The sequence below is a fragment of the Microbacterium proteolyticum genome (assembly GCF_029639405.1).
GTDB lineage: Bacteria > Actinomycetota > Actinomycetes > Actinomycetales > Microbacteriaceae > Microbacterium.
Genome location: NZ_CP121274.1, coordinates 2185371 through 2208606, shown reverse-complemented (window position 1 = coordinate 2208606; position 23236 = coordinate 2185371). Strand labels below are relative to the sequence as shown.

Genomic DNA, 23236 nt, shown 5'->3' with positions numbered 1-23236 from the left:
AGCACCGCACCCGGATGCCGTGGGCCTTGCGAAAGGACAACCCCGCAATGCTGCGCCGAACCGCCGTCGCCACGAGCGCGCTCCTCCTCGGAGCACTCCTGTTCACCTCGTGCACCGGCACATCGACCACGCCCGGCCCGACCGGCGCGCCCGACCCGAACGCCACGCTGACCGTCGGCCTCTCCCTCGAACCGTCGAACCTCGACATCCGGCGCACCAGCGGCGCCGCCCTCGAGCAGGCGCTCATCGACAACGTCTACCAGGGCCTCGTGACCCGCAACGGCGACGACGGCAACGCCATCGTCCCCGAACTCGCCACCGACTGGACCATCTCCCCCGACGGGCTCACCTACACCTTCACGCTCCGCCAGGGCGTCACGTTCCACGACGGCACCGCGATGACCGCCGACGACGTCGTGTCCTCGCTGCAGACCGCCAAGGACGACGCCACCATCCAGAACAGCGCCGACCTGGCCGGAGTGGCATCCATCTCCTCGCCCGACCCGACCACGGTCGTCGTGACGCTCAGCCAGCCGAACATCGACTTCCTGTTCGCCCTCACGGGCCGCGCGGGTCTGATCTTCAAGAACAACGACACGACGAACTTCGAGACGACGACCAACGGGACCGGCCCCTTCACCGTGTCGGCGTGGAACACGGGCCAGAGTCTCACCCTCGCCCGCAACGACTCCTACTGGGGCGACAAGGCCGGCGTGGCCGAGGTCGTGATCGACTACATCCCCGATCGCACCGCCGCGGTCAACGCCGCCGTCAACGGCGATCTCGACGCGGCGCTCGAGGTCGATCCGGAGCTGCAGGGGCAGATCACCGGCACGGGCCGCTTCCAGATCGAGTCGGGCCTGACCACCGACAAGGGCACGCTCGCGTTCAACAACGCCCGCGCACCCCTGAACGACCAGCGCGTCCGCGAAGCGTTGCGCCTGGCGATCGACCACCAGGCGCTCATCGACACCCTCGGCGGAGGGCAGCCGCTGTACGGCCCGATCCCGCCCCTCGACCCGGGGTACGAAGACCTCTCCGGCAGCATCTCGTACAACCCCGACCGCGCGCGCGAACTCCTCGCCGAGGCCGGAGCGGAGAACCTGACCCTCACCCTCACCATCCCGAGCGTGTACCCGTCCTCGATCGCCACGTTCCTCGTATCGTCCTTCGCCGATGTGGGGGTGACGCTGAAGGTCTCGTCGGTGGACTTCCCGACCTGGCTGACGAACGTCTACACCAACCACGACTACGACCTCAGCTTCGTCCGGCACGTGGAGGCGCGCGATTTCGGCAACTTCGCCAACCCGTCGTACTACTTCGGCTACGACAACCCGAAGGTGCAGAGCCTGTACGCGCAGTCCCTCGCGACCACCGACGAGCAGCAGTCTTCCGACTACCTCGCCGAGGCCGCGCGCATCGTCTCCGACGAGGATGCCGCCGACTGGCTGTTCCTCTCGACCCCGCTCACGGCCGTCGCGAACAACGTCGCGAACTTCCCGAAGAACTCCCTCAACGTGCGCCTGCCGCTGGCCGGTGTGACGGTCTCGTCGGAGTGATCCGCTACACGCTGACACGGCTGGGCCTTCTCGTTCTGGGCCTGGCCGTGTCGAGCGTGCTGATCTTCGCCTCCCTGCGTGTGCTGCCGGGTGACGTCGCCCTGCTCATCGGCGGCACGCAGGCCTCGCCGGAGCAGATCGCGGCCCTGCGCGAGAGCCTCGGGCTGACCCGACCGCTGTGGCAGCAGTATTTCGACTGGATCGGCGGGGTCCTGCGCGGCGACCTCGGCACGTCCCTGGTCACGGGCGTCCCCGTGGCGACCGAGCTGGCCGACAAGGCGCGGGTCACGGTTCCGCTGGCCGCGATGTCGCTGACGGTCGCCCTGGCGATCGGTCTGCCGTTCGGCGTGCTGTCGGCGCTCCGACGCGGTCGGGCCGACGGGACCGCGCTGAGCGTCGGGGCACAGGCCCTCGCCGCCGTCCCCGTGGTGTGGGCGGGCATGATGCTCGTCGTCGTGTTCGCCGTGTGGCTCGGTTGGCTCCCCCCGCAGGGCTTCCCGCGCGGGGGGTGGCACGATCCGTCGGCCGCGTTCCGGGCGCTCGTGCTCCCCGCCGTCACCATCGGCGTCGTCGAGGGTGCCATGCTCCTGCGATTCGTCCGGAGCGCCACCCTGCAGGCCGTGGGGCAGGACTACGTCCGCACGGCGGCCGCGAAGGGTCTCACCCGCACACGGGCGCTCCTCTCTCACGGGCTCCCCAACGTCGGCCTCTCGGTCGTCACCGTCCTGGGGCTGCAGATCGCCGGCATCATCGTCGGTGCGGTCGTGATCGAGCAGCTGTTCACCCTCCCCGGGATCGGTCGGATGCTGGTCGCCGACGTCTCCGCCCGGGACCTCCCGAAGGTCCAGGGCGAACTGCTCGCCCTCACCGGCTTCGTGCTCGTCGTCGGGTTCCTGGTCGATCTGGTGCACCGCTTCCTGGACCCCCGCCAGAGGGAGGCCGCGTGAGCGCCCTGCGCCGGTTGTGGAGCATCGGCACGGGACGCTTCGGCATCCTGGTCGTCGTCGTCATCGCGCTCACGGCGCTCGTGTCGCTGTTCTGGACGCCGTTCGATCCCGCGAGCGTCGACGCCCGCGCACGCTGGAGCGACCCGTCGTGGCCGCACCTCCTCGGCACGGACGGGAACGGCCGCGACATCCTGAGCCTGCTCATGGCGGGCGCCCGCACGACCGTCGTCGTCGCCGTAAGCGCGGGGATCGTCGCCTCGCTGCTCGGGCTCGTTCTCGCGGCGCTCGGGGCCCTGACGACGCGCTGGGTGCGCGAGAGCGTCGCGGTGCTCGTCGACATCCTCGTCGCCTTCCCGGTGCTGATCATCGCCATGATGATCAGCGCGGTCTGGGGCGGCTCGCTCGCCGTCGTGATCTGGTCGGTCGGCATCGGCTTCGGCGTGAACATCGCCCGCGTGACCCGGCCGGAACTCCGGCGGGTGCTGCAGAGCGACTTCGTCGTGGCGGGTCGGGCGAGCGGCCTGACCCCCGTGCAGAACCTCGTGCGCCACCTGCTCCCCAACGTGGCGCCGGTGTTCATCGTGCAGCTGTCGTGGGGCATGGCCGTGGCGGTCCTCGCGGAGGCGGGTCTGTCGTACCTCGGGTTCGGCGCCCCGATCACGCAACCCTCTTGGGGCGTGCTCCTCGGCGATCTGCAGGCCTACATCTCCGTCCACCCCCTCGCCGTGGTGTGGCCGGGCCTGGCGATCACGGTCACGGTGCTGGGCCTGAATCTCCTCGGCGACGCGCTTCGCGAGGCCGCCGATCCCACGCTCGCCGAGCGCACCCCCCGCGCACGCACGCACCTGCCGGAGGTGGTCGCGTGAGCCTCGAGGTCGACGATCTGCGCATCGAGATCGGCGGACGCACGGTCGTCGACGGCGTGAGCTTCGCCGTTCCCGACGGCGGCCGCGTCGGCCTCATCGGCGAATCCGGCTCGGGCAAATCGCTGACCGCCCTTGCCGTGCTCGGCCTGCTCCCGGATGCCGCGACCGCCACGGGCAGCATCCGGTGGAACGGCCGCGAGATCCTCGGACTCCCCGACCGCGAGCTCGCACGCCTGCGCGGCGACGACATCGGCATCGTCTTCCAGGAACCGCGGACCGCCCTGAACCCCATCCGAACCGTCGGTCGACAGATCGGCGAGTCCATCCGCATCCACGAGGGCGTCCCGCGACGCGAGGCGCTGCGTCGGGCCGTGGCGGAGGCGGAGCGCGTCGCCCTCCCCGACCCCGCGCGCATCGTCGGGCGCTACCCGCATCAGCTCTCGGGCGGCCAACGCCAGCGCGTGGCGATCGCGATGGCGCTCGCGTGCCGCCCGCAGCTGTTGATCGCCGATGAGCCGACCACCGCCCTCGACGTGACGATCCAGGCCGGCATCCTGACCCTCCTGCGATCCCTGGTCCAGGATGCCGGGATGTCGCTGATCTTCATCACCCACGACCTCGCGGTCCTCGCGCAGGTCGCGACGCACGCGGTGGTCCTCGAGCACGGGCGCGTCGTCGAGCAGGGTGCCGTCGAGGATCTGCTGCGCTCACCCTCCTCCCCCGTGACCCAGGCGCTGCTGCGGGACGCGACCGCGACGCTGTGGCATCCGGAGATCGGTCGCGACGAGGGGGACGCATCGTGAACGACGTGATCGTGCACGCCCGGGGCCTCTCCCGCACGTACCTGACCCCACGCTCCCGCGGGTTCGGCGGCCCCGAGCGCACCGCGGGACTGCAGGACGTCGACCTCTCGGTCCGCATGGGCTCCGCCGTCGGGATCATCGGCGAATCGGGGTCGGGGAAGTCCACGCTCGTGCGACTGCTGCTCGGGTTGGACTCGCCGACCTCCGGCACCGTCGAGGTCGAGGGACGCGCCGTCGACGCCCGCGGCTCGGCCCGGTCGCTGCACTGGCTGCGGCGCAGCACCGGGATCGTGTTCCAGGATCCGTACGCGTCGCTGGATCCGCGGATGAGCGTCGGGCGCATCGTCGGCGAGCCGCTGTGGGCGCTCGGGATCGAGGGCGACCGGCGCGCGCGGGTGCGTAACGTGCTCGCGCAGGTCGGCCTGGACCCGGATGCCGCCGACCGCTTCCCGCATCAATTCTCGGGCGGTCAGCGTCAGCGGATCGCACTGGCGCGCGCGATCGTGCACCGCCCCCGCATCCTCGTCGGCGACGAGCCGCTGTCGGCCCTCGACGTCACGGTGCGCGCGCAGATCCTGCGGCTCCTCGCCGACCTCCGCGCCGAGCAGCAGCTCACCCTCGTGCTCGTCTCGCACGACATCGGGGTCGTCCAGAACGTGTGCGACGAGGTCGTGGTCATGAAGGACGGGCGGGTCGTCGAGCAGGGACCGACCGAGAAGGTGCTCCTGCAACCCCAGGCCGCGTACACGCGGCAACTGCTGGCCTCGGTGCCGACGCTCCCCGGCGCCCCCGCTTAGCGGCACCGGGGAGGGAACGGCGGCACTAGGGTGAGCGCATGAAGCGCCTCCTGTGCATCGGTTCGGTGTGCGCGCTCGCCCTGACGGGCGCCGGCTGCGCGCCGGCCGACATCGACGACGCCGCGGCTCAGGACTGGCTGGCGCAGGTCGCGGCCGAGCGGGCGGATGCCCGAGGGCTGCTCGGCTCGGGTTGGGGAGTCACCGGGACCGGGGCGGTGGCGGTGGGCGGCAGCCGGGAAGGGATCACCCTCGCGTCGGAGCAGCCGATGACCCTGAGCGCCGCCGAGATCCGCTGTTTCGGTGGGGGAACGGCGTCCGTCGAGATCGAGGTCAACGCCGAGACCTCCGGTCGCGGCGTGCAGACCGACGTCGCGTGCGACGAACAGCCCCACCGCGTCGAGCTCGGCGAGGGCGGCACTCCCCTCCCCGGCGTCACGTCCGTCCGGATCGACGTGCGCTCCGCACCGGTGACGACCTTCTACGCCGAGGCGTACACCTGACGTTCTCCACAAGGGATTTCCCGTGTCGGTGGCCCGCGTTAGCCTCGCCCCATGACCCCCGGCATCGTTCCCCCCTTCCTCCTCGATCGGCTCGCCTCGACCGACGATCCGCGCCTCGCGCGCGCGGCCGCCGCGGCGCGCAAGACCCTCACCGTTCCGCGCCCGGCGCGCCACGTCCGCACGCGCCTGCGCCTCTCGATCGACGAAGGGGCGCTCGTGGCCGAGGCCGTCCCCGCGCCCGACCGGGTGATCTCCGACGCCGGGAACACCGAACGGCTGCCCGGCCGCCGCGTCCGGACCGAAGACGACGACCCCACCGGCGACCGGTCCGTCGATGAGGCGTACGACGGGCTGGGCGCGACGTTCGACTTCTTCTGGGACGCCTTCGCGCGCGACGGCATCGACGGAGCGGGCGGTTCGCTGCTGGCGACCGTCCACTTCGGCGAGGACTACGACAACGCGTTCTGGAACGGCGAGCGCATGGTCTTCGGCGACGGCGACGGCGACGTGTTCATCGGGTTCACCCGGTCGCTCAGCGTCATCGCGCACGAGTTGGGTCACGGGGTGACCGAGGCCGCCGGGGGCCTGGAGTACCAGGGGCAGTCGGGTGCGCTGAACGAATCGCTGTCCGACGTGTTCGGTGCGTTGGCCGAACAGCACGCGCTCGGCCAGACGGCCGACGAGGCCACGTGGCTCGTCGGCGCGGGCATCTTCACGGATGCCGTCCAGGGCACGGCCCTGCGCTCGATGTCGGCGCCGGGCACCGCCTACGATGACGACGTGCTCGGCAAAGACCCGCAACCGGGTCACATGCGCGACTACGTCGAGACCTCCGACGACAACGGCGGCGTGCACATCAACTCCGGCATCCCGAACCGCGCGTTCTTCCTCGTCGCCACGCGGCTGGGCGGGTTCGCGTGGGAGCGGGCGGGACTCGTCTGGTACCGCACCCTCACCTCGGGGACTCTGTCCCCGACGGCCGACTTCGCCGCGTTCGCCGCGGCCACGCGCGCCACCGCGGCCGCGGAGTACGGTGAGAAGTCGGAGGAGGTCGACGCCGTCCGCGCCGCGTGGGCCGGGGTGGGCGTCGCAGAGGATGCCACAGCGTGAGGCCGCGGACGACCGGTTGGTCATCGTCGTGGTGCGCTCGGGCGGTATCGCCGGTCTGACGAAGCAGTGGCGCACCGAGCCCGAGCCTGACCGCCGACCGCAATGGCGGAAGCTCGTGGAGAAGTGTCCGTGGGACGCGTCGCCGTCGGCCCCGAGTGGCGCCGACCGGTTCCAGTGGCGCATCGAGGTTCTCGAGGGAGACTCCGCCGTGCACCGCGCGCAATTGACCGACGGGCAGGTGGCGGGTCCGTGGCGCGCGCTCGTCGACGAGGTACGACAGTCCGCGGCGCCGTCGCGCCCGCGCTGACGGGATCGCGCCGACAGGCCGGAGCCGCGCGTCAGCCGAAGAGCTTCCGCTTCTTCTTCTTCGACGGGATGCTCTTCTGCAGGTACACCACGCCGAGCCAGCGCCCGAACTTGAAACCGACCCGCCCCATCCGGCCGACCTCGGTGAACCCGAGCTTCTCGTGCAGCGCGATCGATGCCTCCGCGCCCTTGTCGCTGATCGCCGCGACCATCTCGCGGATGCCCTTCTCCGCGCACGCGTCGATGAGCGCCTCGAGGAGGGCGCGCCCGAGCCCCTTGCCGGAGGCCGCCTGGCCCAGATAGATCGAGTTCTCGACGGTGTACCGGTAGGCCGACTTGGACTGCCACGGCTGCACGAGCGCATAGCCGAGGATCTGCCCGCTGGGCGCCTGGGCGACGAGGAACGGCAGATCGATCTGCTGCAGCTTCGCGAACTTCTCGCGCCACTTCGCGATGGTCCACGGCTTCTCGTCGAACGTCACGACGGAGTTGCGGACGTAATAGTTATAGATCTCGCGGATGTCGGGGATGTCGCCCTCGGTCGCCGGGCGGATCTCGTACGAGAACGGCCGCTCGGGCTCGGGGGCCCGCCGCAGATGCATCGGCATCCGACGGCGGCTCTTCTCGTACTCCTCTTCCAGCACGGACGCCACTCTACGGGGACGCCGGTTTCCGGCGCGTAACCGCACCGGGGCCCCGGCCGGACGACGGCGAGGCACCCGGGGCCGGGAGCGGACCCGTCGGCGGCTCAGGCGGGCAGACGCCAATCGACGGCGGCCGCGCCCTGCTCCTCGAGCAGCGCGTTCACGCGCGAGAACGGACGGGAGCCGAAGAACCCGCGACTCGCCGACAGCGGCGACGGGTGCGCGGAAGTGACGATGGCGGTCTCGCCGAGCAGCGGGGCGAGGTTCGTGGCATCCCTCCCCCACAGCACCGCGACGAGGGGCGTCCCGCGCGCGACGAGGCTGCGGATGGCGTGCTCGGTGACGCGTTCCCATCCCCAGCCGCGGTGCGAGGCGGGAGCGCCCGGGGCGACGGTGAGCACCCTGTTCAGCAGCATGACGCCCTGCTCGGCCCACGGCGACAGGTCGCCGTGAGGAGCGGGCGGGATGCCGAGATCGTCCGCCAGCTCGCGGTAGATGTTGGACAGGCTCCGCGGCAGGGGGCGCACGTGCGGGTCCACGGCGAAGGACAACCCGATCGGGTGGCCCGGTGTCGGGTACGGGTCCTGGCCGACGATGAGCACGCGTACCGCGTCGATCGGGGTGCGGAAGGCCCGCAGCACGAGGTCGCCCGCGGGGAGGTAGGGCTGACCCTCCGTCCGCAGCCGCTCACCGATCGCGGCGATGTCGCCCGCCACCGGCGCGAGCGGTTCCACCCACGACGCATCGATGAAGCCCGCGGCGGCGAGATCGGCGAGCGACTTCGCCGTCACGCGGCGTCTTCCTCGTGCACCGAGCCTTGGAACGACCACGGGAAGTCGATCCAGAGCGAGGTGTCCTTCCACGAGTAGTCCGGGGCGATGATCGTCGTGGGCTTCGTGTAGATCACGGCGGAGCGCGCGTCGGCTCCGTGGTGGTCGAGCAGCTTCACCGCGAGGTCGAGCGTGCGACCGCTGTCGGCGACGTCGTCGACGAGCAGGACCCGCCGCCCCTGCAGGTAGGACAGGTCGAGCGCGGGGGGCAGCACCTCGGGGGCGTCGAGCACGGTGCCGATGCCGGTGTAGAACTCGACGTTCAGCGCGCCGCAGTTCTTCACGCCCAGGCCGTAGGCGATCGCGCCTCCCGGCAGCAGTCCTCCGCGGGCGATCGCGACGACCACCTCGGGGTGGAATCCGTCGGCGACGATCGCGCGGGAGATGTCGCGCGTCGCGTCCCCGAAATCGTCCCAGGTCAGTCGCTCGCGCTCGCCGGTCGTCTCCGCCACGCGGATCCCCTCTCTTCGTGTGCCTTTCACCCTAGGGTGTCTCCCGGATGCCGCCCCACGCGGTGCTAGCCTCGCGCCATGTCGCGCGTCTCGGGCGCGGTCGGCCGGGTGCGCGGGTCCGCACTCGGGGTGACCGCGGGACTCATCGGGTGGTTCGTGCTGGTCGAGCTCGCCAGCGGCATCCTGCAGGGGTACTACGTGCCGTTGCTGCCCGACATCGTCGTGCACCTCGGCATCCGGGATGCCGACGTCAACTGGTTCGAGGCGGCGCAACTGCTGCTCTCCGCGCTGGTGCTGCCCATCCTCGCCAAGCTCGGCGACGTGTTCGGGCACAAGCGCATCCTGCTCGGCTCGGCGATCGCCACGGCGGCCGCGAGCTGGTGGCTCGTGTTCGCCGACTCCTTCCCGACGTTCCTCCTCGCGTGGGCGCTCCAGGGTTTCTACGTCGTGTGGCTCCCGTTGGAGATCGCCCTCATCTTCGATCGCGGCCGCCGGCAGAGCCGTGGCGTCTCGCAGACCCGTCGGGCAGCGGGGCTGCTCGTCGTCGGCCTCCAGGTCGGCGCCATCGCGGGCGCCCTCGCCGCCGGACGCCTGTTCGCCGCCACCGGTGGCGATCTGCGTCTGGCCCTCACGGTCCCCGCGATCGCGGTCACCCTGGTGTGCGTCGTGATCTGGTTCGGTGTGCCGGAGTCGGAGCGGATGCCGGGATCCCGCCGCCTGGACATCGGCGGGTTCGTCCTCCTCGCCGCCGCACTGCTGTGTCTGACGGGCGCACTGTCGTTCGTGCGTCTCCCGGCGGGCCCGGGGCCCGCGGTCATCGTCCCGCTGCTCGTGATCGGCGCGGCTCTGCTCGTCGTGTTCGCGCGCTACGAGCTCCGCCGCCCCGACCCGGCGGTCGACATCCGCGTGCTGCGCCGGCCGGAGATGTGGCCGGTCCAGGTCACGTCGTTCCTCGTGGGCATCAGTCTGCTCGGCGCTCAGGGGCCCCTCGCGACCTACGCCGGCACCGATCCCTCGCTCGGCTACGGGCTGGGCCTGGATGCCACCGACCGTTCCAACGTCATCGGCGTGTACCTCGTCTCCCTGATCGTCGGCGCGATCCTGTTCGCCGTCACGTCCCGACGCGCGAGTCCCCGTGCGGTCCTCATCGGCGCCGCCGCGCTCGTGGGCGTCGGGTACCTGCTCCTGGTCCCCCTCCACACCGAGCTGTGGGAGGTGCTCCTGTGCCTCACGATCGCCGGCCTCGGCTCGGGCGCACTCGTCGCCGCGATGCCCGCCGCGGCCGCGGCGGCCGCTCCGCGGGGGCAGACGGGTGTGGCATCCGCGCTGACGAACACGACCAAGACCATCGGCGGCACGATGTCGTCCGCAGTGTTCGGGGTGGTCCTCGCCGGTGGCGCGGGCGCGGCGGTCGCGGCGACGGCCGCGCCGCTCGCCGGCTACATCACGGTGTGGTCGATCTGCGCGGCGGGCGGATTCGTCGCGGCGGTGCTGCTGCTGTTCGTCCCGAAGGTCGCGTTCGCCGACACCGCCGAGGCGGAGGCGGCGGCCGGCGCCGCCCGCGGCGACGTCGCCTGAGCCGCCCGCTCAGTCCCGCGCGTCGCGGACGCGCAACGGTCCGCGCGCGAGAAGGTGCTGCGCGGACTGGGCCACGGGACGCACCGTCACCAGGTCGAGGTTGACGTGGCCGGGCGCGTCGACGGCGTACGCGATGACGTCCGCGACGTCCTCCGCCAGCAGTGGAGCCTCGACGCCCTCGTACAGCTTGTCGGCGCCGGACTGGTCTCCGCCCAGGCGGTTGAGGGTGAACTCCTCAGTGCGGACCATGCCCGGCGCGATCTCGATGACTCGCAGAGGCTCACCGTTCAGCTCCTGACGGAGGGCGGCCACGAGCATCGACTCGCCCGCCTTGGCGGCGTTGTAGCCGGCGCCGCCGGGGTACGCCGTCTGCGCCGCCGTCGACGTGACGAACAGGAGGTCGGCGTGTCCGACGCGTTCGGCCGCCCGCCGCAGAAGCGGGAGGAGGGATGCCACGAGCCGCTGAGACGACAGGACGTTCGCCTCGAACATCCACCGCCACTGCTCGGGGTCGCCGTCCTCGACGCGATCGGTGCCGCGCGCGCCGCCGGCGACGTGGACGAGCGCGTCGACACCACCGGTCTCCTCGAGCCACGCGGCGAGGGTCGCCACCGCGTCGCCGTCGGTGAGGTCGGCGACGTGCGCCACGACCCCGGTCTCGGCCTCGAGGGCGGTGAGACGCTCGGCCCGGCGGGCGACGCCGACCACGTCCCATCCGCGCGCGCGCAGCTCCCGCGCCGTCGCCTCACCGATCCCCGAACTGGCCCCGGTCACCACCGCACGTCTCGTCATGGCATCCACGCTACCGGCGGGCGGCGAGAGCGGTCGCGACGGACGTTACGGCGCGTGTCCGCCCTGTTGTCGGGGCGACCGGGCGTCCGTACGCTCGCTGCAGGCCGTGGCACCCGTCGCGGTCTCCGAAGATTTGAGGAGCAGCCGTGTCCGCACCCGAGAACTGGCGTTTCGAGACCAAGCAGATCCACACCGGGGCGCAGCCCGACCCGGTGACGAAGGCTCGCGCGACGCCGATCTACCAGACCACGTCGTACGTGTTCGACAACGCCGACCACGCCGCGAACCTGTTCGCGCTGGCCGAGTTCGGAAACATCTACACCCGCATCCAGAACCCCACGCAGGACGTCGTCGAGCAGCGCATCGCCGCGCTGGAGGGGGGCACCGGAGCCCTCCTGGTCGCGAGCGGTCAGGCGGCGGAGACGTTCGCGGTGCTCAACATCGCGCAGGCGGGCGACCACATCGTCTCGTCGAGCTCGATCTACGGCGGCACGTACAACCTCTTCAAGTACACCCTCGCCAAGCTCGGCATCGAGACGACGTTCGTCGAGAACCAGGACGACCCCGAGGCGTGGCGCGCGGCCGTCCGCCCGAACACGAAGCTCTTCTTCGCCGAGACCATCGGCAACCCGAAGATCAACGTGCTCGACATCCGCACAGTGGCCGACGTCGCGCACGAGAGCGGTGTGCCGCTCATCGTCGACAACACCATCGCGACGCCGTACCTCATCCGCCCCTTCGAGCACGGTGCCGACATCGTCATCCACTCGGCGACGAAGTTCATCGGCGGTCACGGCACGACCATCGGCGGCGTCATCGTCGACGGCGGCACGTTCGCGTGGTCCGAGAACGTGGACAAGTTCCCCGGCCTCACCGAGCCCGACCCGTCGTACCACGGCGCTTCGTACACGACGGCCGTCGGCGACGGCCTCGCCTACATCATCAAGGCGCGCGTGCAGCTGCTCCGCGACCTGGGTGCCGCCATCTCGCCGCACAGCGCGTGGCTGCTCATCCAGGGCCTCGAGACGCTGTCGCTGCGCATCGAGCGCCACGTGCAGAACGCGCAGGAGATCGCCGAGTGGCTCGAGGCGCACGACGACGTCGCGAGCGTGAACTACTCGGGGCTCCCCACCTCGCCCTGGTACGCCGCGGCCAACAACTACGCCCCCAAGGGCGTCGGTGCGGTGCTGTCGTTCGAGCTCAAGGGCGGTGTGGAGGCCGGCCGCGAGTTCGTCAACTCGCTCGACCTGTTCAGCCACCTCGCGAACATCGGCGACGTGCGCTCGCTCGTCATCCACCCCGCCTCGACCACGCACTCCCAGCTCACCCCCGAGCAGCAGCTCACCTCGGGTGTGACGCCGGGCCTCGTGCGCCTGTCGGTGGGTCTGGAGAACATCGACGACCTCAAGGCCGACCTCGACCAGGCCCTCGCCGCCGCGCGGCGTCTGTCCGAGGCCGCTCGCGCCTGACCCGCTCGTCCGCGACGCCCCGCCCCGGTCCGCCGGGTCGGGGCGTCGTCGCGTTCGTTTCGCGACCACGGGCGTGAGGGGTCAATATCTGTCGCTTCCGGGTGCCCGAAGCGACAGATAGTGACCCCTCACGCGGAAGAACCCGGCGTCAGACGCGCTGCCGCGGGCGGAGGCTGCCGAGACCGCCGTCCACCCCCAGCACCTGGCCGGTGATCCAGGCGTTGGCCGGGTCGAGAAGAAACTCCACCGCGCGTGCGACGTCGTCGGGCTCACCGAGCCGGCCGAGAGGGTGCATCGCCTCGGACACCTTGCGCGACGTCTCACTCGCCGTGAGGCCCTCGGTCAGCCGCGTCTGCACCAGTCCCGGCGCGACGGCGTTGATGCGCAGGTCGCGCGCGGCGTAGCTCGCCGCCGCCGAGAGAGTCAGGCCGATGACCCCGGCCTTCGCTGCCGCGATGGCGTCGTGGTTCGACAGTCCCGCCAGCGCCGCGGCCGACGACGTGAGGACGACGGACCCTCCGCGGAGGTGCTTCCCCGCCGCCCGCACTGCCGCGAAGGACGTCGTGAGCGAGGCGGCGACGATGTCGTCGTACTGCTCCCGCGAGGTCAGGTGCGCGGGCTTCAGCAGCATCGAGCCCGCGAACACCGCGATGCCGTCGAGCTCCCCCGCGTCGGACACGACCCGGTCGACGGCGTCGAAGTCGGTGGCATCCAGGATCATGTCGGGCTCGATCACCGACGTGTCGCGGGCGGTGGTGATCACGCGGTGGCCGGCGTCGCGCAGACGCCGGGCGGTTGCGGCGCCGATGTCGCTCGAGGCCGCGATGAGGAGGAAGTTCGCCATGCTCCGATCCTCGCCGCCGACGCCATCCCCGCGCCGGGGCTGGACAACGACGTCAGACGCCGGTGAGCGCCGTGATGAGCTGGTCGTTCTCCGCGAGCCAACCGGGGTCGCCCTCCCAGAGTTCCGCCAGCTCCCCCTCGGGTGATGTCGCGACGGCGATCGCCGACACCGCGAGCGCCACGACCTCGGCAGACGGCCGCGGGACACGGGCGAGGAAGGGCATGACCTCGTCCGAGAAGACCGGTCCGTCGACGCGGCCGAGGCCGCGGGCGACGACGTCTCCGGCGGCGATCGCGATCGCCGCCTGGTCCGCCTCGAGTTCCGACGGCGCGGCCTCGACCGCGATGCGCAGCGCGTCGCTGACGACATCCCAGCTCTCGGCGTCTTCGAGCTCGAAAGCCCAGTCCGCGGCGTTGTCGTTGTCGAACGGCTTCGTGCCCCATGTCCCCATGCTGTGCATGCTAGACCGCGCCCCCGACATCGCCGTAACAGTCCCTCCGGCCACGCCCCGACCCGGGAGAATGGATGCCATGGACTGGCAGATCTCCGAAGACACGGTGCCCTCGGCGCCGATCACGGAGGCCGATGCGCGGTCCCTCCTCGGCCGACCGCCGACCACCGGCGCGTGGCGCGACGGCGACCCGGTCGGCGACCGGCGCTTCGCCGCGTTCGGTGAGTTCCGCACCGAGAACGGCGAACGCCTCCCCGGCTTCCGCCTGACCTACGAGACGTGGGGCGAACTCTCCCCCGCGCGCGACAACGCGGTCCTGATCCTCCACGCCCTCACCGGCGACAGCCACGTCCGCGGCTCCGCGGGTCCGGGACACCCCACCGCCGGCTGGTGGGGCGATCTCGTGGGCCCGGGCGCCGCGATCGACACCGACCGCTGGTTCGTGATCGCGCCGAACATGCTGGGCGGATGCCAGGGGTCGACGGGACCGGCCAGCATCGCGCCCGACGGCTACGAGTGGGCCGCGCGCTTCCCGTACCTCACGATCCGCGATCAGGTGGGCGCGCAGGCGCTGCTGGCCGACGCGCTGGGGATCGACCGCTGGGCGGCGGTCGTCGGCGGCTCGATGGGCGGGATGCACGCCCTGGAGTGGGCGGTCGGGCACCCCGACCGGGTCGAGCGCGCCGCCATCCTGTCGTCGCCGCCGATCACGACCGCCGACCAGATCGCGCTCAACACCGTCCAGGCCGACACGATCCGGATGGACCCGCGCTTCGCGGGAGGGGCGTTCTACGACGCCGCCGACGGCGACGGGCCGCACCGCGGGCTCGCTCTCGCCCGCCGCATGGCGATGCTGAGCTACCGCAGCCCGACCGAGCTGAACCAGCGGTTCCAGCGGTCGTGGCAGTCCGGTGTCAGCCCCCTGGGCCGCGGCGGGCGCTTCGCGGTGGAGTCGTACCTCGACTTCCACGGCAACAAGTTCACCCGCCGCTTCGACGCCAACAGCTACCTGACGCTCGTGGAGGCCATGAACTCCCACGACGTGGGCCGCGACCGCGACGGCGTCGAGGACGCGCTGCGACGGGTGACGGCGACGACCCTCGTGCTCGGGGTCGACACCGACCGGCTCTTCCCGGTGGACGGGCAGCACCGCATCGCCCGCGGCATCCCGAACACCCTCGACGGGGATCAGGCGGTGGTGCTCACGAGCGACTTCGGCCACGACGGGTTCCTCATCGAGACCGCGGCCGTCGACCACCACCTGCGGCGGTTGTTCGCCGTCTGACCCGGATGCCGGTTCCCGCGGCGCCACACCCGGGGTCGGCCGCGCGGAACCGGGGCGGCCGCTGAGTGTCCAAGACACGCCGACGCGAGCCCGCGGCATCCGCGTGTCCTGGACACTGAAGAGGGAACGCGAGCCGCGCGGAACCGGTGCGTTCGTCGAGTGTCCAAGACACGCGGACGCGCGCCCGCGGAATCCGTGTGTCCTGGACACTGAGATCCGAGCGCGCGCGTCGGATACGGCGGCGGACGCGTGCGACCGCGGGGATCAGCCCTGCGTCGGGATCGAACCGGTGATCGCGGTGGTCGCGGCCTCGGCGGCCGACATCCGGTGGGCGGGATGGTGTCCGCTACGATCCTCGACACGGTAGGCGACGACCGCGACGACGAGACCCGCGAGGGCCAGCACCGCGCCCACCCAGGCCGGAGCGACCAGCCCGAGGCCTGCGGCGATGACCAGCCCGCCGAGGAGCGCACCCAGGCTGTTGCCCATGTTCAACGCCGAGTGGTTCAGCGCCGCGGCGATGGACTGGTTGTCCTCCGCGACGTCCATGAGCCGCGTCTGGATCGCGGGGCTGAGCGCCGCACCGCAGAAGGCCACCAGGAACGCGAACAGCGCGAGGCTGAAGATCCAGCCGGCGGTCAGGGCCAGACCGATGGATGCCGCGGCCAAGGCGATGAGCCCGACGTGCAACCAGAATCGCAGGTCTTTGTCGGCGAGGCTGCCGCCCACGATGTTGCCGATCGTCATCCCGATGCCCACCAGCACCAGGACGACCGACACCACCCACTCGGGCTGACCCGCGACGTCGGTGATCATGGGCGCGATGTAGCTGTACATCGCGAAGAAGCCGCCGAACCCGATCGCGCCGATGCCGAGCGCGAACCAGACCTGACCCAGGCGGAAGACCCGCAGCTCGTCGCGGAGGCGGCGTCCGGGCAGCCCCGGGTGGGCGGGCACGAAGAACGCGATGCAGACGGTGGCGAGCAGGAAGATGCCGGCCACGACGGCGAACGCGGCGCGCCAGCCGACCTGCTGGCCCAGCAGCGTGCCCAGCGGCACGCCGACGACGTTCGCGATGGTGAGCCCGGTGAGGACGAACGCGACGCCCTTCGCGCGATTGCCGGGGCCGAGCGCGTCGGCGGCGACGAGCGCACCGATGCCGAAGTAGGCGCCGTGCGGGAGACCCGCGAGGAACCGGGATGCCGCGACCAGCTCGAACGTCGGCGCGATCACGGTCAGCAGGGTGAAGAACGCGAGGGCCGCGGCGAGCACGATCATCACCCGGTGCCGCGGGAACCGGGCCACCGATCCCGCGATCGTCGGCGCACCGACGACCACGCCCAGGGCGTACAGCGACACGAGCCAGCCCGCCTGGGCGATGGCGTCGTCGGGGGAAGCGGCCCAGGCCGACGGGAGGAGGTCGCGCGCGATGTTGGGCAGCAGGCCCATCACGACGAACTCGGTCATGCCGATGCCGAAGCTGCCGATGGCGAGAGAAAGGAGCGCCCGCTTCGCCGCACCCTTCGAGGTCGTCGAAGAGGTCACCCGCTGATGCTAGTGGCCCGTACCCGGCGGTGTCGAATCGATTCGGCGCCCCGCGTGTCGGACCCTCACTCCCAGCGATAAACGCGATCCGCGACCAGAAACGGCGGGAGAGCGCGTTTCTGGTCGGGAATCGCGTTTATCGGGATGCCACGGCCGGACGCGGCGGCCGGACGCCGCGCGCGACGCGAGACGCCACGGCGAGACGCCGGGCCGCGCCGGACGCGGGATGCCGGGCGGACGCGGCGCCGCACTCAGCCCGCGTCGTCGATCGCGCGCTCGAGGCGCTCGATCTTGCCGTCGATCTCGCCCGTGCGGCCGGGGCGGATGTCGGCCTTCAGCACCAACGAGACGCGCGAGCCGTACGGCAGCACGGCATCCGTCGCACGCTTGACGACGTCGAAGACCTCGTCCCACTCCCCCTCGATCTCGGTGAACATCGAGGTCGTGCGGTGGGGCAGCCCCGACGCGCGGACGACGGCCACCGCGGCGGCGACGGCGTCGTGGACGGATCCGTCGGCGTTCTCCGCCGAAGCGGTACCGACACCGGACGGGGCGACAGAGAACGCGATGAGCATGGTCCGAGCCTAGGTCGTCGTCTGCCGTGCCGGCACGGAACGTCGACCGAGCACCCACTCGCGCAGGTCTGCGGGGCGCGCGACGCGGTGCGTGGGCGCCCGCAGGACGCGGACGATGGCCCAGACCATCAGCACCAGGCCGAGCAGGTTCCGCAGCTCCAGCAGGAACACCGGGAAGGGCGCCGGGTGGGTGGCCATGAGCCCGTCGTACACCAGCGGGTACACCCACTGCGTCACCCCCGCGATCGCGAGGGTCAGGGCGGCGAAGCCGTACCACCGGCGCCGGTCGAGCAACAGACCGATCACCACCGGCGGGAACAGCCAGACGTAGTACTGGGGCGAGCCGACCTTGTTGAGCGCGATGAAGGCGGTGACCAGCGCGAGCGCCAGCGGCGGGAAGACGCGGAGGAAGGTCGCGCCGAGCCACATCTTGCGGGCGCCGACGATCAGCACCGCCAGCATGACCAGCAACATGATCGGCGTCATCGCGGCGATGACGACGTCGGCGCCGGGGCCGGTCACCTGGAAAGTGAGGACGCCGCCGTCGTAGTAGACCTCGGAGCCGGGCACGTAGAACGCGGCGAGGAACATGTAGAGCCCGCCGACGGGGGCTTCCATCTGGATGCCGCGGGAGGTCTGGTCCCCGACGAAGCCGAAGACGTAGGGCGCACCGCCGAGAGCGACGACCGGGATGATCGTCGCGAGCGACACGGCGACCGCTCCCCACACGAGGGCGAGGCGTCGGCGGATGGCGACGAAACCGGCGGCCAGGATCGCCGCGGGCCACACCTTCATCCAGATCGCGACCGACAGGAGCACGGATGCCACGAACGGCCGCCGCACGAGCCAGAGCGCGCCGAGGATCGCGAACGGCACGGTGATGCCGTCGATGCGGTAGAGCCCGACCGGCCCGATGAGGAGGATCGCGGCGAGCCAGAACCAGGCGGCGAGGACGCGGCCGCGCGAACGACCGGATCCGACCAACACCACGAAGGCGACCAGGTTGAACAGCGACACCGTGATCGCCCAGGCCGGCGTGTACCCCACGGCCCACGCGAACACCCACGCGAACGTCATCGGCAGGAAGGCGAGCTGCGGGTAGATCCACTTCTCGGTGATCCCCGGCCACGCCCACGCGTCCGACCGCGTGCAGGAGGAGACGTCGATGCCGCCGAAGAGGGCGCAGCGCGACCACGGTTCGTACACCAGATACACGTCACCCATGGGCTCGTTGGGCTGCTGATAGCCCAGGATCCCCACCGTGACGTGGACGGCGACGAACGCCAGCAACAGAACGACGACACGCCTCACCACCGGATCATCCTAAGCGGGCGTCCCTGAGCGACCTCGACGAGCGGATGCCGTCGACCGCCCGCGGACGCGGCGTCCCGGCCCCCGCGGCGGGCAACCGTTATGGGATCGAGTCCGTCAGGGAGCGACGAGCAGGCCCGCGACCACCGCGGGCAGCGCTTCCGCGACGTCGAGCGCCGCGATCGGCCCGCCGGCCCCGCCCCGACCCGTGGCCGCGACCGTTCCCGCCGTGCCGTGCAACCACGCCGCGGTCGCCGCGCACGCCGCGAGGTCGTCGAGCGAGGTGCGTCCCGCGGCGCTCGCCCCCGCCACCACCGCCCCGAGGACCCCGCCGAGGACGTCGCCCGTGCCCGCGGTCGCGAGCCAGGGCTTGCCCGTCGCGATGCGCCGCACCCACCCGCCCGGCGCCGCGACGATCGTCACGGCCCCCTTCGAGAGCACGACCCCGCGCAGGACCTCCGCCGTCTCCACCGCCGCCCGCTCGCGCGCCTCTTCGTCCGCGGCCGCCTCCGCGGCGAGCCCGAGCGTCTCGCGCAGTCGTGCCAGCTCGCGCGCGTGCGGGGTCACGATCACCGGGGCCGACGCGGCGGGCACCAGGTCCAGGGCTCCCGCATCCGCCACGACGGGCACCTCGCCCGAGAGGATGCCGCGCAGCGCCGCCGTCTCCGCGGCGTCGCGCTCGGCGGCATCCGTGCCCGATCCGATGACCCAGGCCTGCACGCGGCCGTCGGCCGTCACGGTCTCGGGCCGTCGCTGCAGCACGAGGTCCTGCGCCCGCGCGGGTCCGAGGTAGCGCACCATGCCCGTCCCCGTGCGCCACGCGGCTTCGACACCGAGCACGGCGGCACCCGGGTACCGCGTCGATCCGGTACGCAGTCCCACGACCCCGCGGGAATACTTGTCGTCGGCGTCCGTTGGCCTCCGAAGTGTGCGGGCCGCATCGTGCCCCGTCCAGTCCCTCGCCGTCATGGCGTCACCCTAGAACGAGAGAGGCCGACGTGAGCACCCTCTTCACGCCCCTGACCGTCCGCGGTATCGACATGCGCAACCGCCTGTGGGTCTCGCCCATGTGCCAGTACAGCGCCGTCGACGGCATCCCGAACGACTGGCACCACGTGCATCTCGCGCAGTTCGCCGCCGGGGGCGCCGGCCTCGTGATCGCCGAGGCCACCGCCGTCTCGCCGGAGGCCCGCATCTCCCCCGACGACGTCGGACTGTGGAACGACGCCCAGGTCGAGGCCTGGACGCCGATCGTGGCCGCGATCCGGGCACGGGGCGCCGTCCCGGGCGTGCAGCTCGGCCACGCGGGGCGCAAGGCCTCGACGACGTCGCCGCTGACCGGCGGCCGCGGGTCCGTGCCGACGGAGGACGGCGGCTGGGAGACCGTCGCCCCCTCGGCGATCGCGTACCCCGGTTTCGCCGAGCCGCGAGAACTCGACGCCGCGGGCATCGAGAAGGTCGTCGCCGATTTCGCGGATGCCGCCCGCCGGGCCGTCGCGGCCGGCTTCGAGGTCCTCGAGGTGCACGCCGCCCACGGCTACCTGCTGCACCAGTTCCTGTCGCCGCTGAGCAACCACCGCGCCGACGAGTACGGGGGGTCGTTCGACGGACGCGTGCGCCTGCTCGAGCGCGTGACCGCGGCCGTGCGCGCCGCCGCCCCCGACGCGGCGCTGTTCGTCCGGTTCTCGGGCACGGATGCCGCCGACGGCGGCTGGGACATCGACGACACCGTCCGCGCCGCTGAGCGCGTCGCCGCCGCGGGCGCCGACCTCATCGACGTCTCCAGCGGCGGACTGGTGCCGCACCAGAGCATCCAGCCAGGCCCCGGATACCAGGTGCCCCTCGCCGAGAAGGTGCGTCGCGAGACCGGCATCCTCGTCGCCGCCGTCGGCATGATCGACGACGCGCACCTGGCGGAGTCGGTCGTCGCCGAGGGGCGCGCCGACGCGGTGCTCTCCGCGCGCGAGTGGCTGCGCGACCCGCACTACGCCCTCCGCGCGGCGGTCGAGCTCGGCGCCGAGCTTCCCGCGCCGGCCCAGTACCTGCGCGCCTACTGAGCGCGCAACCTCAGCGACCCGCGCATCCTCCGTCGCGACCCGTCACGGGGCGCTGAGGAGGGGCGGATCGCGGAGTTCGTGCGAGGGACCCCGGATGCCACTCCCCGCCGTCAGACGAACCGACGGCGGGCCGTGGCATCCTGCACTTCGCCCACGAGCTCTTCGATGACGTCCTCGAGGAACAGCACCGCGCGCACCTCGCCGGCCTCGTCGCGCACCTGGGCGAGGTGACGACCGGAGCGGCGCATGAGGGCCAGCGCGTCCTCGAGATCGGTCGACTCCAGAACCGACACCATGTGGTGGATGCGCTTGGTCGGGATCGGCCGTGCCATGTCGGCCTCGTCGTCGGGCCCCTCCGCCACCCGCAGGACGTCCTTGAGGTGGACGTACCCGGTCGGATGCCCGTGCGCGTCGACGATCACGTACCGCGAGTACCCGTGGACCGCCACCGCCCGCTCGATCTCGGCGGGGGTGGTCGTCTCGGGGAGTGTGACGAGATCGGCCATCGGCACGGCGATGTCCGCCGCTTTCTTCTCGGTGAACTCCACCACGGCGGTCACCGTGCCGGCCGCGTCGTCGAGGACCCCCTCGCGGCGGGACTGGTTCACGATCGTCGCGACCTCGTCGAGGGTGAAGGTGGAGGCCGCCTCGTCCTTCGGCTCGACGCGGAAGAGCCGCACGATGTGGTTCGCGGTCCAGTTGAGCGCCACGATGACGGGGTAGAACGCCTTCGACACCGCCACGAGCGGCGGGGCGAGCATCAGTACGGCCCGGTCGGGCAGCGAGAACGCGAGGTTCTTCGGCACCATCTCGCCGAAGACGACGTGCAGGTACGACACCACCAGCAGCGCCACGACGAACCCGGCGACGTCGACCGCCGTCTCGGAGAGCCCCGTCAGCCCGAGCGGCCCGGCGAGGAGGTGATGGATCGCGGGTTCCGACACGTTCAGGATCAGCAGCGAGCAGATCGTGATCCCGAGCTGGCAGGTCGCGAGCATCAGCGTCGCGTGCTCCATGGCGTACAGCGCGGTCTTCGCCGACCGCGACCCGCGCTCGGCGAGCGGCTCGACCTGCGAGCGTCGGGCGGAGATCACGGCGAACTCGGAGCCGACGAAGAAGGCGTTGGCGGCCAGCAGGACCACCAGCCAGGCGATTCCGGCCCAGTCGCTCATCGCTGGTCACCCCCCTTGGCCGCGCGGACGAGGTCGGCGACCCCCTCCTCGGACGGGGCGGGGGTGAACTGCACCCGGTCGACGCGACGACCGTCCATGCGGTGGACGGTGAGGACGCCGTCCTCGACCTCGACGGTGTCCCCCACCTTCGGGATGCGTTCGAGCTCGGCCATCAGGAATCCGCCCACGGTGTCGTAGACCTCTCCCTCGGGGACGCGCACGCCGGCGCGGTCGAGAAGCTCGTCGGGGCGCAGGTCGCCCGGGAAGGTGAGGGATGCCGCGGTGCGCACGACACCGGCCCGGGATCGATCGTGCTCGTCCAGGACCTCTCCGACGATTTCTTCCACCAGGTCTTCCAGCGTCACCACACCCGCGGTGCCGCCGTACTCGTCGACGACGATCGCCATCTGGTAGCCGCGCGAACGCAGCTCGGAGACGAGGGTGTCGAGGTGGACGGTCTCGGGGACCCGGAGCGGCTCGGTGGCGAGGGCGGCGACGGGGACGTCGCCGCGTCGGTCGCGGGGCACCCCGACGGCCGCCTTCAGGTGCACGACGCCGATGATGTCGTCCATCGACTCGTCGTAGACGGGGAAGCGGCTGTGCCCGGTCCGGCGCGCGAGCTGGATGACGGCGTCGGTGGGCTCACCGGCGGCGAGCGCGTGCACGCTCGGTCGCGGGGTCATGACGTCGGCCGCGCTCAACCGGGCGAAGGTGAGGCTCCGGTCCAGGAGCGAGGCGGTGTCCTTCTCGAGCATGCCGGCGCTGGCGGAGCGGCGGACGAGGCTCGAGAGCTCCTCCGCCGTCCGCGCACCGGACAGCTCCTCCTTGGGCTCCACCCCCACCGCGCGCAGCACGCCGTTGGCGCTGCCGTTGAGGACGGCGACCGCGGGGCGGAACACCGTGGTGAAGGCCACCTGGAACGGCATGACGAGCTTGGCCGCCTGACGCGGGACCGCGAGGGCGAAGTTCTTGGGGACGAGCTCTCCCAGGATCATCGACAGGATCGTGGCGATGGCGATGCCGAGCACGGCCGAGACCGGCACGACGACCGCCTCGGGGATCGACCACGAGAGGAAGACGGGGCGCAGCAGGTTCGAGATCGCCGGTTCCATCGTGTAACCGGTGAGCAGCGTCGTGAGGGTGATGCCCAGCTGGGCGCTCGAGAGGTGGGTCGAGGTGATCCGCAGCGCGTCGATCGTCAGCGACAGTCGCGTCTCGCCCGCCGCGCGGCGCGATTCGAGATCGGCGCGGTCCAGATTGACCAGCGCGAATTCGCTCGCGACGAAGAGTCCCGTGCCCACCGTGAGAAGCAGCCCCACGCCCAACATGACGTAATCCATCAC

Annotated in this window: 24 protein-coding genes; 12 read left to right on the top strand and 12 right to left on the bottom strand. The window is 71.7% G+C overall.

What is annotated here, in order from left to right; genetic code table 11:
- The first annotated feature begins 47 nt into the window (after positions 1–47).
- Genes P8R59_RS10965 through P8R59_RS10930 form a run of 8 tightly spaced genes read left to right on the top strand, consistent with a single transcriptional unit; the run spans position 48 to position 6889 of the window.
- Positions 48–1559 (top strand): ABC transporter substrate-binding protein, encoded by a 1512-nt coding sequence (locus tag P8R59_RS10965; protein ID WP_278101092.1) that lies wholly within the window; start codon positions 48–50, stop codon positions 1557–1559.
- A complete protein-coding gene (locus P8R59_RS10960) occupies positions 1556–2506 on the top strand; it encodes an ABC transporter permease (RefSeq protein ID WP_278101091.1) in 951 nt (316 codons plus the stop codon). Before P8R59_RS10965 ends, P8R59_RS10960 begins: the two co-directional genes overlap by 4 nt.
- Positions 2503–3372, top strand: coding sequence for an ABC transporter permease (locus P8R59_RS10955; RefSeq protein WP_278101090.1), 870 nt, complete (start codon positions 2503–2505; stop codon positions 3370–3372). The genes P8R59_RS10960 and P8R59_RS10955 overlap by 4 nt, the downstream gene beginning before the upstream one ends.
- On the top strand, positions 3369–4175 hold the full coding sequence (locus P8R59_RS10950; protein WP_278101089.1) for an ATP-binding cassette domain-containing protein: 807 nt from the start codon (positions 3369–3371) through the stop codon (positions 4173–4175). Before P8R59_RS10955 ends, P8R59_RS10950 begins: the two co-directional genes overlap by 4 nt.
- On the top strand, positions 4169–4972 hold the full coding sequence (locus P8R59_RS10945; RefSeq protein ID WP_431606891.1) for an ABC transporter ATP-binding protein: 804 nt from the start codon (positions 4169–4171) through the stop codon (positions 4970–4972). Before P8R59_RS10950 ends, P8R59_RS10945 begins: the two co-directional genes overlap by 7 nt.
- Before the next feature lie 38 nt (positions 4973–5010).
- Positions 5011–5472: a hypothetical protein gene (locus P8R59_RS10940; RefSeq protein WP_278101087.1), complete on the top strand. Its 462-nt coding sequence runs from the start codon at positions 5011–5013 to the stop codon at positions 5470–5472.
- 51 nt (positions 5473–5523) lie between these two features.
- Complete coding sequence (locus P8R59_RS10935) at positions 5524–6582, top strand: M4 family metallopeptidase (protein ID WP_278101086.1); 1059 nt, start codon at positions 5524–5526, stop codon at positions 6580–6582.
- The gene (locus P8R59_RS10930; protein WP_278101085.1) at positions 6569–6889 is read left to right on the top strand and encodes a protealysin inhibitor emfourin; all 321 of its coding nucleotides are present in this window, start codon (positions 6569–6571) and stop codon (positions 6887–6889) included. Before P8R59_RS10935 ends, P8R59_RS10930 begins: the two co-directional genes overlap by 14 nt.
- A 31-nt stretch (positions 6890–6920) precedes the next feature.
- Here the strand turns inward: P8R59_RS10930 and P8R59_RS10925 are convergent, their stop codons facing one another.
- The 3 genes from P8R59_RS10925 to P8R59_RS10915 all read right to left on the bottom strand — a co-directional run bounded on the left by P8R59_RS10925 (position 6921) and on the right by P8R59_RS10915 (position 8814).
- Positions 6921–7532 (bottom strand): GNAT family N-acetyltransferase, encoded by a 612-nt coding sequence (locus P8R59_RS10925; RefSeq protein WP_278101084.1) that lies wholly within the window; start codon positions 7530–7532, stop codon positions 6921–6923.
- Between the two features lie 104 nt (positions 7533–7636).
- Positions 7637–8323 (bottom strand): uracil-DNA glycosylase, encoded by a 687-nt coding sequence (locus P8R59_RS10920; RefSeq protein WP_278101083.1) that lies wholly within the window; start codon positions 8321–8323, stop codon positions 7637–7639.
- Complete coding sequence (locus tag P8R59_RS10915; RefSeq protein WP_278101082.1) at positions 8320–8814, bottom strand: phosphoribosyltransferase; 495 nt, start codon at positions 8812–8814, stop codon at positions 8320–8322. Before P8R59_RS10915 ends, P8R59_RS10920 begins: the two co-directional genes overlap by 4 nt.
- A gap of 78 nt (positions 8815–8892) precedes the next feature.
- Here P8R59_RS10915 and P8R59_RS10910 point away from each other — a divergent pair, with 78 nt between their 5' ends.
- Positions 8893–10392 (top strand): MFS transporter, encoded by a 1500-nt coding sequence (locus tag P8R59_RS10910; protein ID WP_077050376.1) that lies wholly within the window; start codon positions 8893–8895, stop codon positions 10390–10392.
- Between the two features lie 9 nt (positions 10393–10401).
- On the opposite strand, the gene P8R59_RS10905 is transcribed toward P8R59_RS10910, so the two are convergent.
- Positions 10402–11184: an SDR family oxidoreductase gene (locus P8R59_RS10905; protein WP_278101081.1), complete on the bottom strand. Its 783-nt coding sequence runs from the start codon at positions 11182–11184 to the stop codon at positions 10402–10404.
- Positions 11185–11330: 146 nt separating this feature from the next.
- Here P8R59_RS10905 and P8R59_RS10900 point away from each other — a divergent pair, with 146 nt between their 5' ends.
- Positions 11331–12653 (top strand): bifunctional o-acetylhomoserine/o-acetylserine sulfhydrylase, encoded by a 1323-nt coding sequence (locus tag P8R59_RS10900; protein WP_278101080.1) that lies wholly within the window; start codon positions 11331–11333, stop codon positions 12651–12653.
- 148 nt (positions 12654–12801) lie between these two features.
- Here P8R59_RS10900 and P8R59_RS10895 read toward each other — a convergent pair whose 3' ends face one another.
- Together P8R59_RS10895 and P8R59_RS10890 are read right to left on the bottom strand one after the other, a co-directional pair.
- Positions 12802–13497 (bottom strand): SDR family NAD(P)-dependent oxidoreductase, encoded by a 696-nt coding sequence (locus P8R59_RS10895; protein ID WP_278101079.1) that lies wholly within the window; start codon positions 13495–13497, stop codon positions 12802–12804.
- A gap of 52 nt (positions 13498–13549) precedes the next feature.
- Complete coding sequence (locus tag P8R59_RS10890) at positions 13550–13948, bottom strand: DUF4259 domain-containing protein (RefSeq protein ID WP_278101078.1); 399 nt, start codon at positions 13946–13948, stop codon at positions 13550–13552.
- 79 nt (positions 13949–14027) lie between these two features.
- Between P8R59_RS10890 and metX the strand changes: the two genes are divergently transcribed.
- Entirely contained in the window at positions 14028–15233 is a 1206-nt protein-coding gene (gene metX, locus P8R59_RS10885; RefSeq protein ID WP_278101077.1) for a homoserine O-acetyltransferase MetX, read from the top strand.
- A gap of 264 nt (positions 15234–15497) precedes the next feature.
- On the opposite strand, the gene P8R59_RS10880 is transcribed toward metX, so the two are convergent.
- From P8R59_RS10880 to P8R59_RS10865, 4 genes are all read right to left on the bottom strand, one after another.
- Positions 15498–16778: an MFS transporter gene (locus tag P8R59_RS10880; RefSeq protein ID WP_278101076.1), complete on the bottom strand. Its 1281-nt coding sequence runs from the start codon at positions 16776–16778 to the stop codon at positions 15498–15500.
- A gap of 251 nt (positions 16779–17029) precedes the next feature.
- Complete coding sequence (locus P8R59_RS10875; RefSeq protein ID WP_077050382.1) at positions 17030–17353, bottom strand: thiamine-binding protein; 324 nt, start codon at positions 17351–17353, stop codon at positions 17030–17032.
- A 9-nt stretch (positions 17354–17362) separates the two neighbouring features.
- Positions 17363–18667, bottom strand: coding sequence for a glycosyltransferase family 87 protein (locus tag P8R59_RS10870; protein ID WP_278101075.1), 1305 nt, complete (start codon positions 18665–18667; stop codon positions 17363–17365).
- 114 nt (positions 18668–18781) lie between these two features.
- A complete protein-coding gene (locus tag P8R59_RS10865; RefSeq protein WP_278101074.1) occupies positions 18782–19633 on the bottom strand; it encodes an ADP-dependent NAD(P)H-hydrate dehydratase in 852 nt (283 codons plus the stop codon).
- Between the two features lie 29 nt (positions 19634–19662).
- Between P8R59_RS10865 and P8R59_RS10860 the strand changes: the two genes are divergently transcribed.
- Positions 19663–20721 (top strand): NADH:flavin oxidoreductase/NADH oxidase, encoded by a 1059-nt coding sequence (locus tag P8R59_RS10860; protein ID WP_278101073.1) that lies wholly within the window; start codon positions 19663–19665, stop codon positions 20719–20721.
- A 110-nt stretch (positions 20722–20831) separates the two neighbouring features.
- Here the strand turns inward: P8R59_RS10860 and P8R59_RS10855 are convergent, their stop codons facing one another.
- Both P8R59_RS10855 and P8R59_RS10850 read right to left on the bottom strand, forming a co-directional pair.
- The gene (locus P8R59_RS10855) at positions 20832–21893 is read right to left on the bottom strand and encodes a hemolysin family protein (protein WP_077050386.1); all 1062 of its coding nucleotides are present in this window, start codon (positions 21891–21893) and stop codon (positions 20832–20834) included.
- Entirely contained in the window at positions 21890–23233 is a 1344-nt protein-coding gene (locus tag P8R59_RS10850) for a hemolysin family protein (RefSeq protein WP_278101072.1), read from the bottom strand. Before P8R59_RS10850 ends, P8R59_RS10855 begins: the two co-directional genes overlap by 4 nt.
- Between the last annotated feature and the right edge of the window lie 3 nt (positions 23234–23236).

Coding starts and splice junctions, on each gene's coding strand:
- P8R59_RS10965 (WP_278101092.1), top strand. CDS start 48: ATGCTGCGCCGAACCGCCGTCGCCACGAGCGCGCTCCTCCTCGGAGCA.
- P8R59_RS10940 (WP_278101087.1), top strand. CDS start 5,011: ATGAAGCGCCTCCTGTGCATCGGTTCGGTGTGCGCGCTCGCCCTGACG.
- P8R59_RS10935 (WP_278101086.1), top strand. CDS start 5,524: ATGACCCCCGGCATCGTTCCCCCCTTCCTCCTCGATCGGCTCGCCTCG.
- P8R59_RS10930 (WP_278101085.1), top strand. CDS start 6,569: ATGCCACAGCGTGAGGCCGCGGACGACCGGTTGGTCATCGTCGTGGTG.
- P8R59_RS10910 (WP_077050376.1), top strand. CDS start 8,893: ATGTCGCGCGTCTCGGGCGCGGTCGGCCGGGTGCGCGGGTCCGCACTC.
- P8R59_RS10905 (WP_278101081.1), bottom strand. CDS start 11,184: ATGACGAGACGTGCGGTGGTGACCGGGGCCAGTTCGGGGATCGGTGAG.
- P8R59_RS10895 (WP_278101079.1), bottom strand. CDS start 13,497: ATGGCGAACTTCCTCCTCATCGCGGCCTCGAGCGACATCGGCGCCGCA.
- P8R59_RS10890 (WP_278101078.1), bottom strand. CDS start 13,948: ATGGGGACATGGGGCACGAAGCCGTTCGACAACGACAACGCCGCGGAC.
- metX (WP_278101077.1), top strand. CDS start 14,028: ATGGACTGGCAGATCTCCGAAGACACGGTGCCCTCGGCGCCGATCACG.
- P8R59_RS10875 (WP_077050382.1), bottom strand. CDS start 17,353: ATGCTCATCGCGTTCTCTGTCGCCCCGTCCGGTGTCGGTACCGCTTCG.
- P8R59_RS10865 (WP_278101074.1), bottom strand. CDS start 19,633: ATGACGGCGAGGGACTGGACGGGGCACGATGCGGCCCGCACACTTCGG.
- P8R59_RS10855 (WP_077050386.1), bottom strand. CDS start 21,893: ATGAGCGACTGGGCCGGAATCGCCTGGCTGGTGGTCCTGCTGGCCGCC.
- P8R59_RS10850 (WP_278101072.1), bottom strand. CDS start 23,233: ATGGATTACGTCATGTTGGGCGTGGGGCTGCTTCTCACGGTGGGCACG.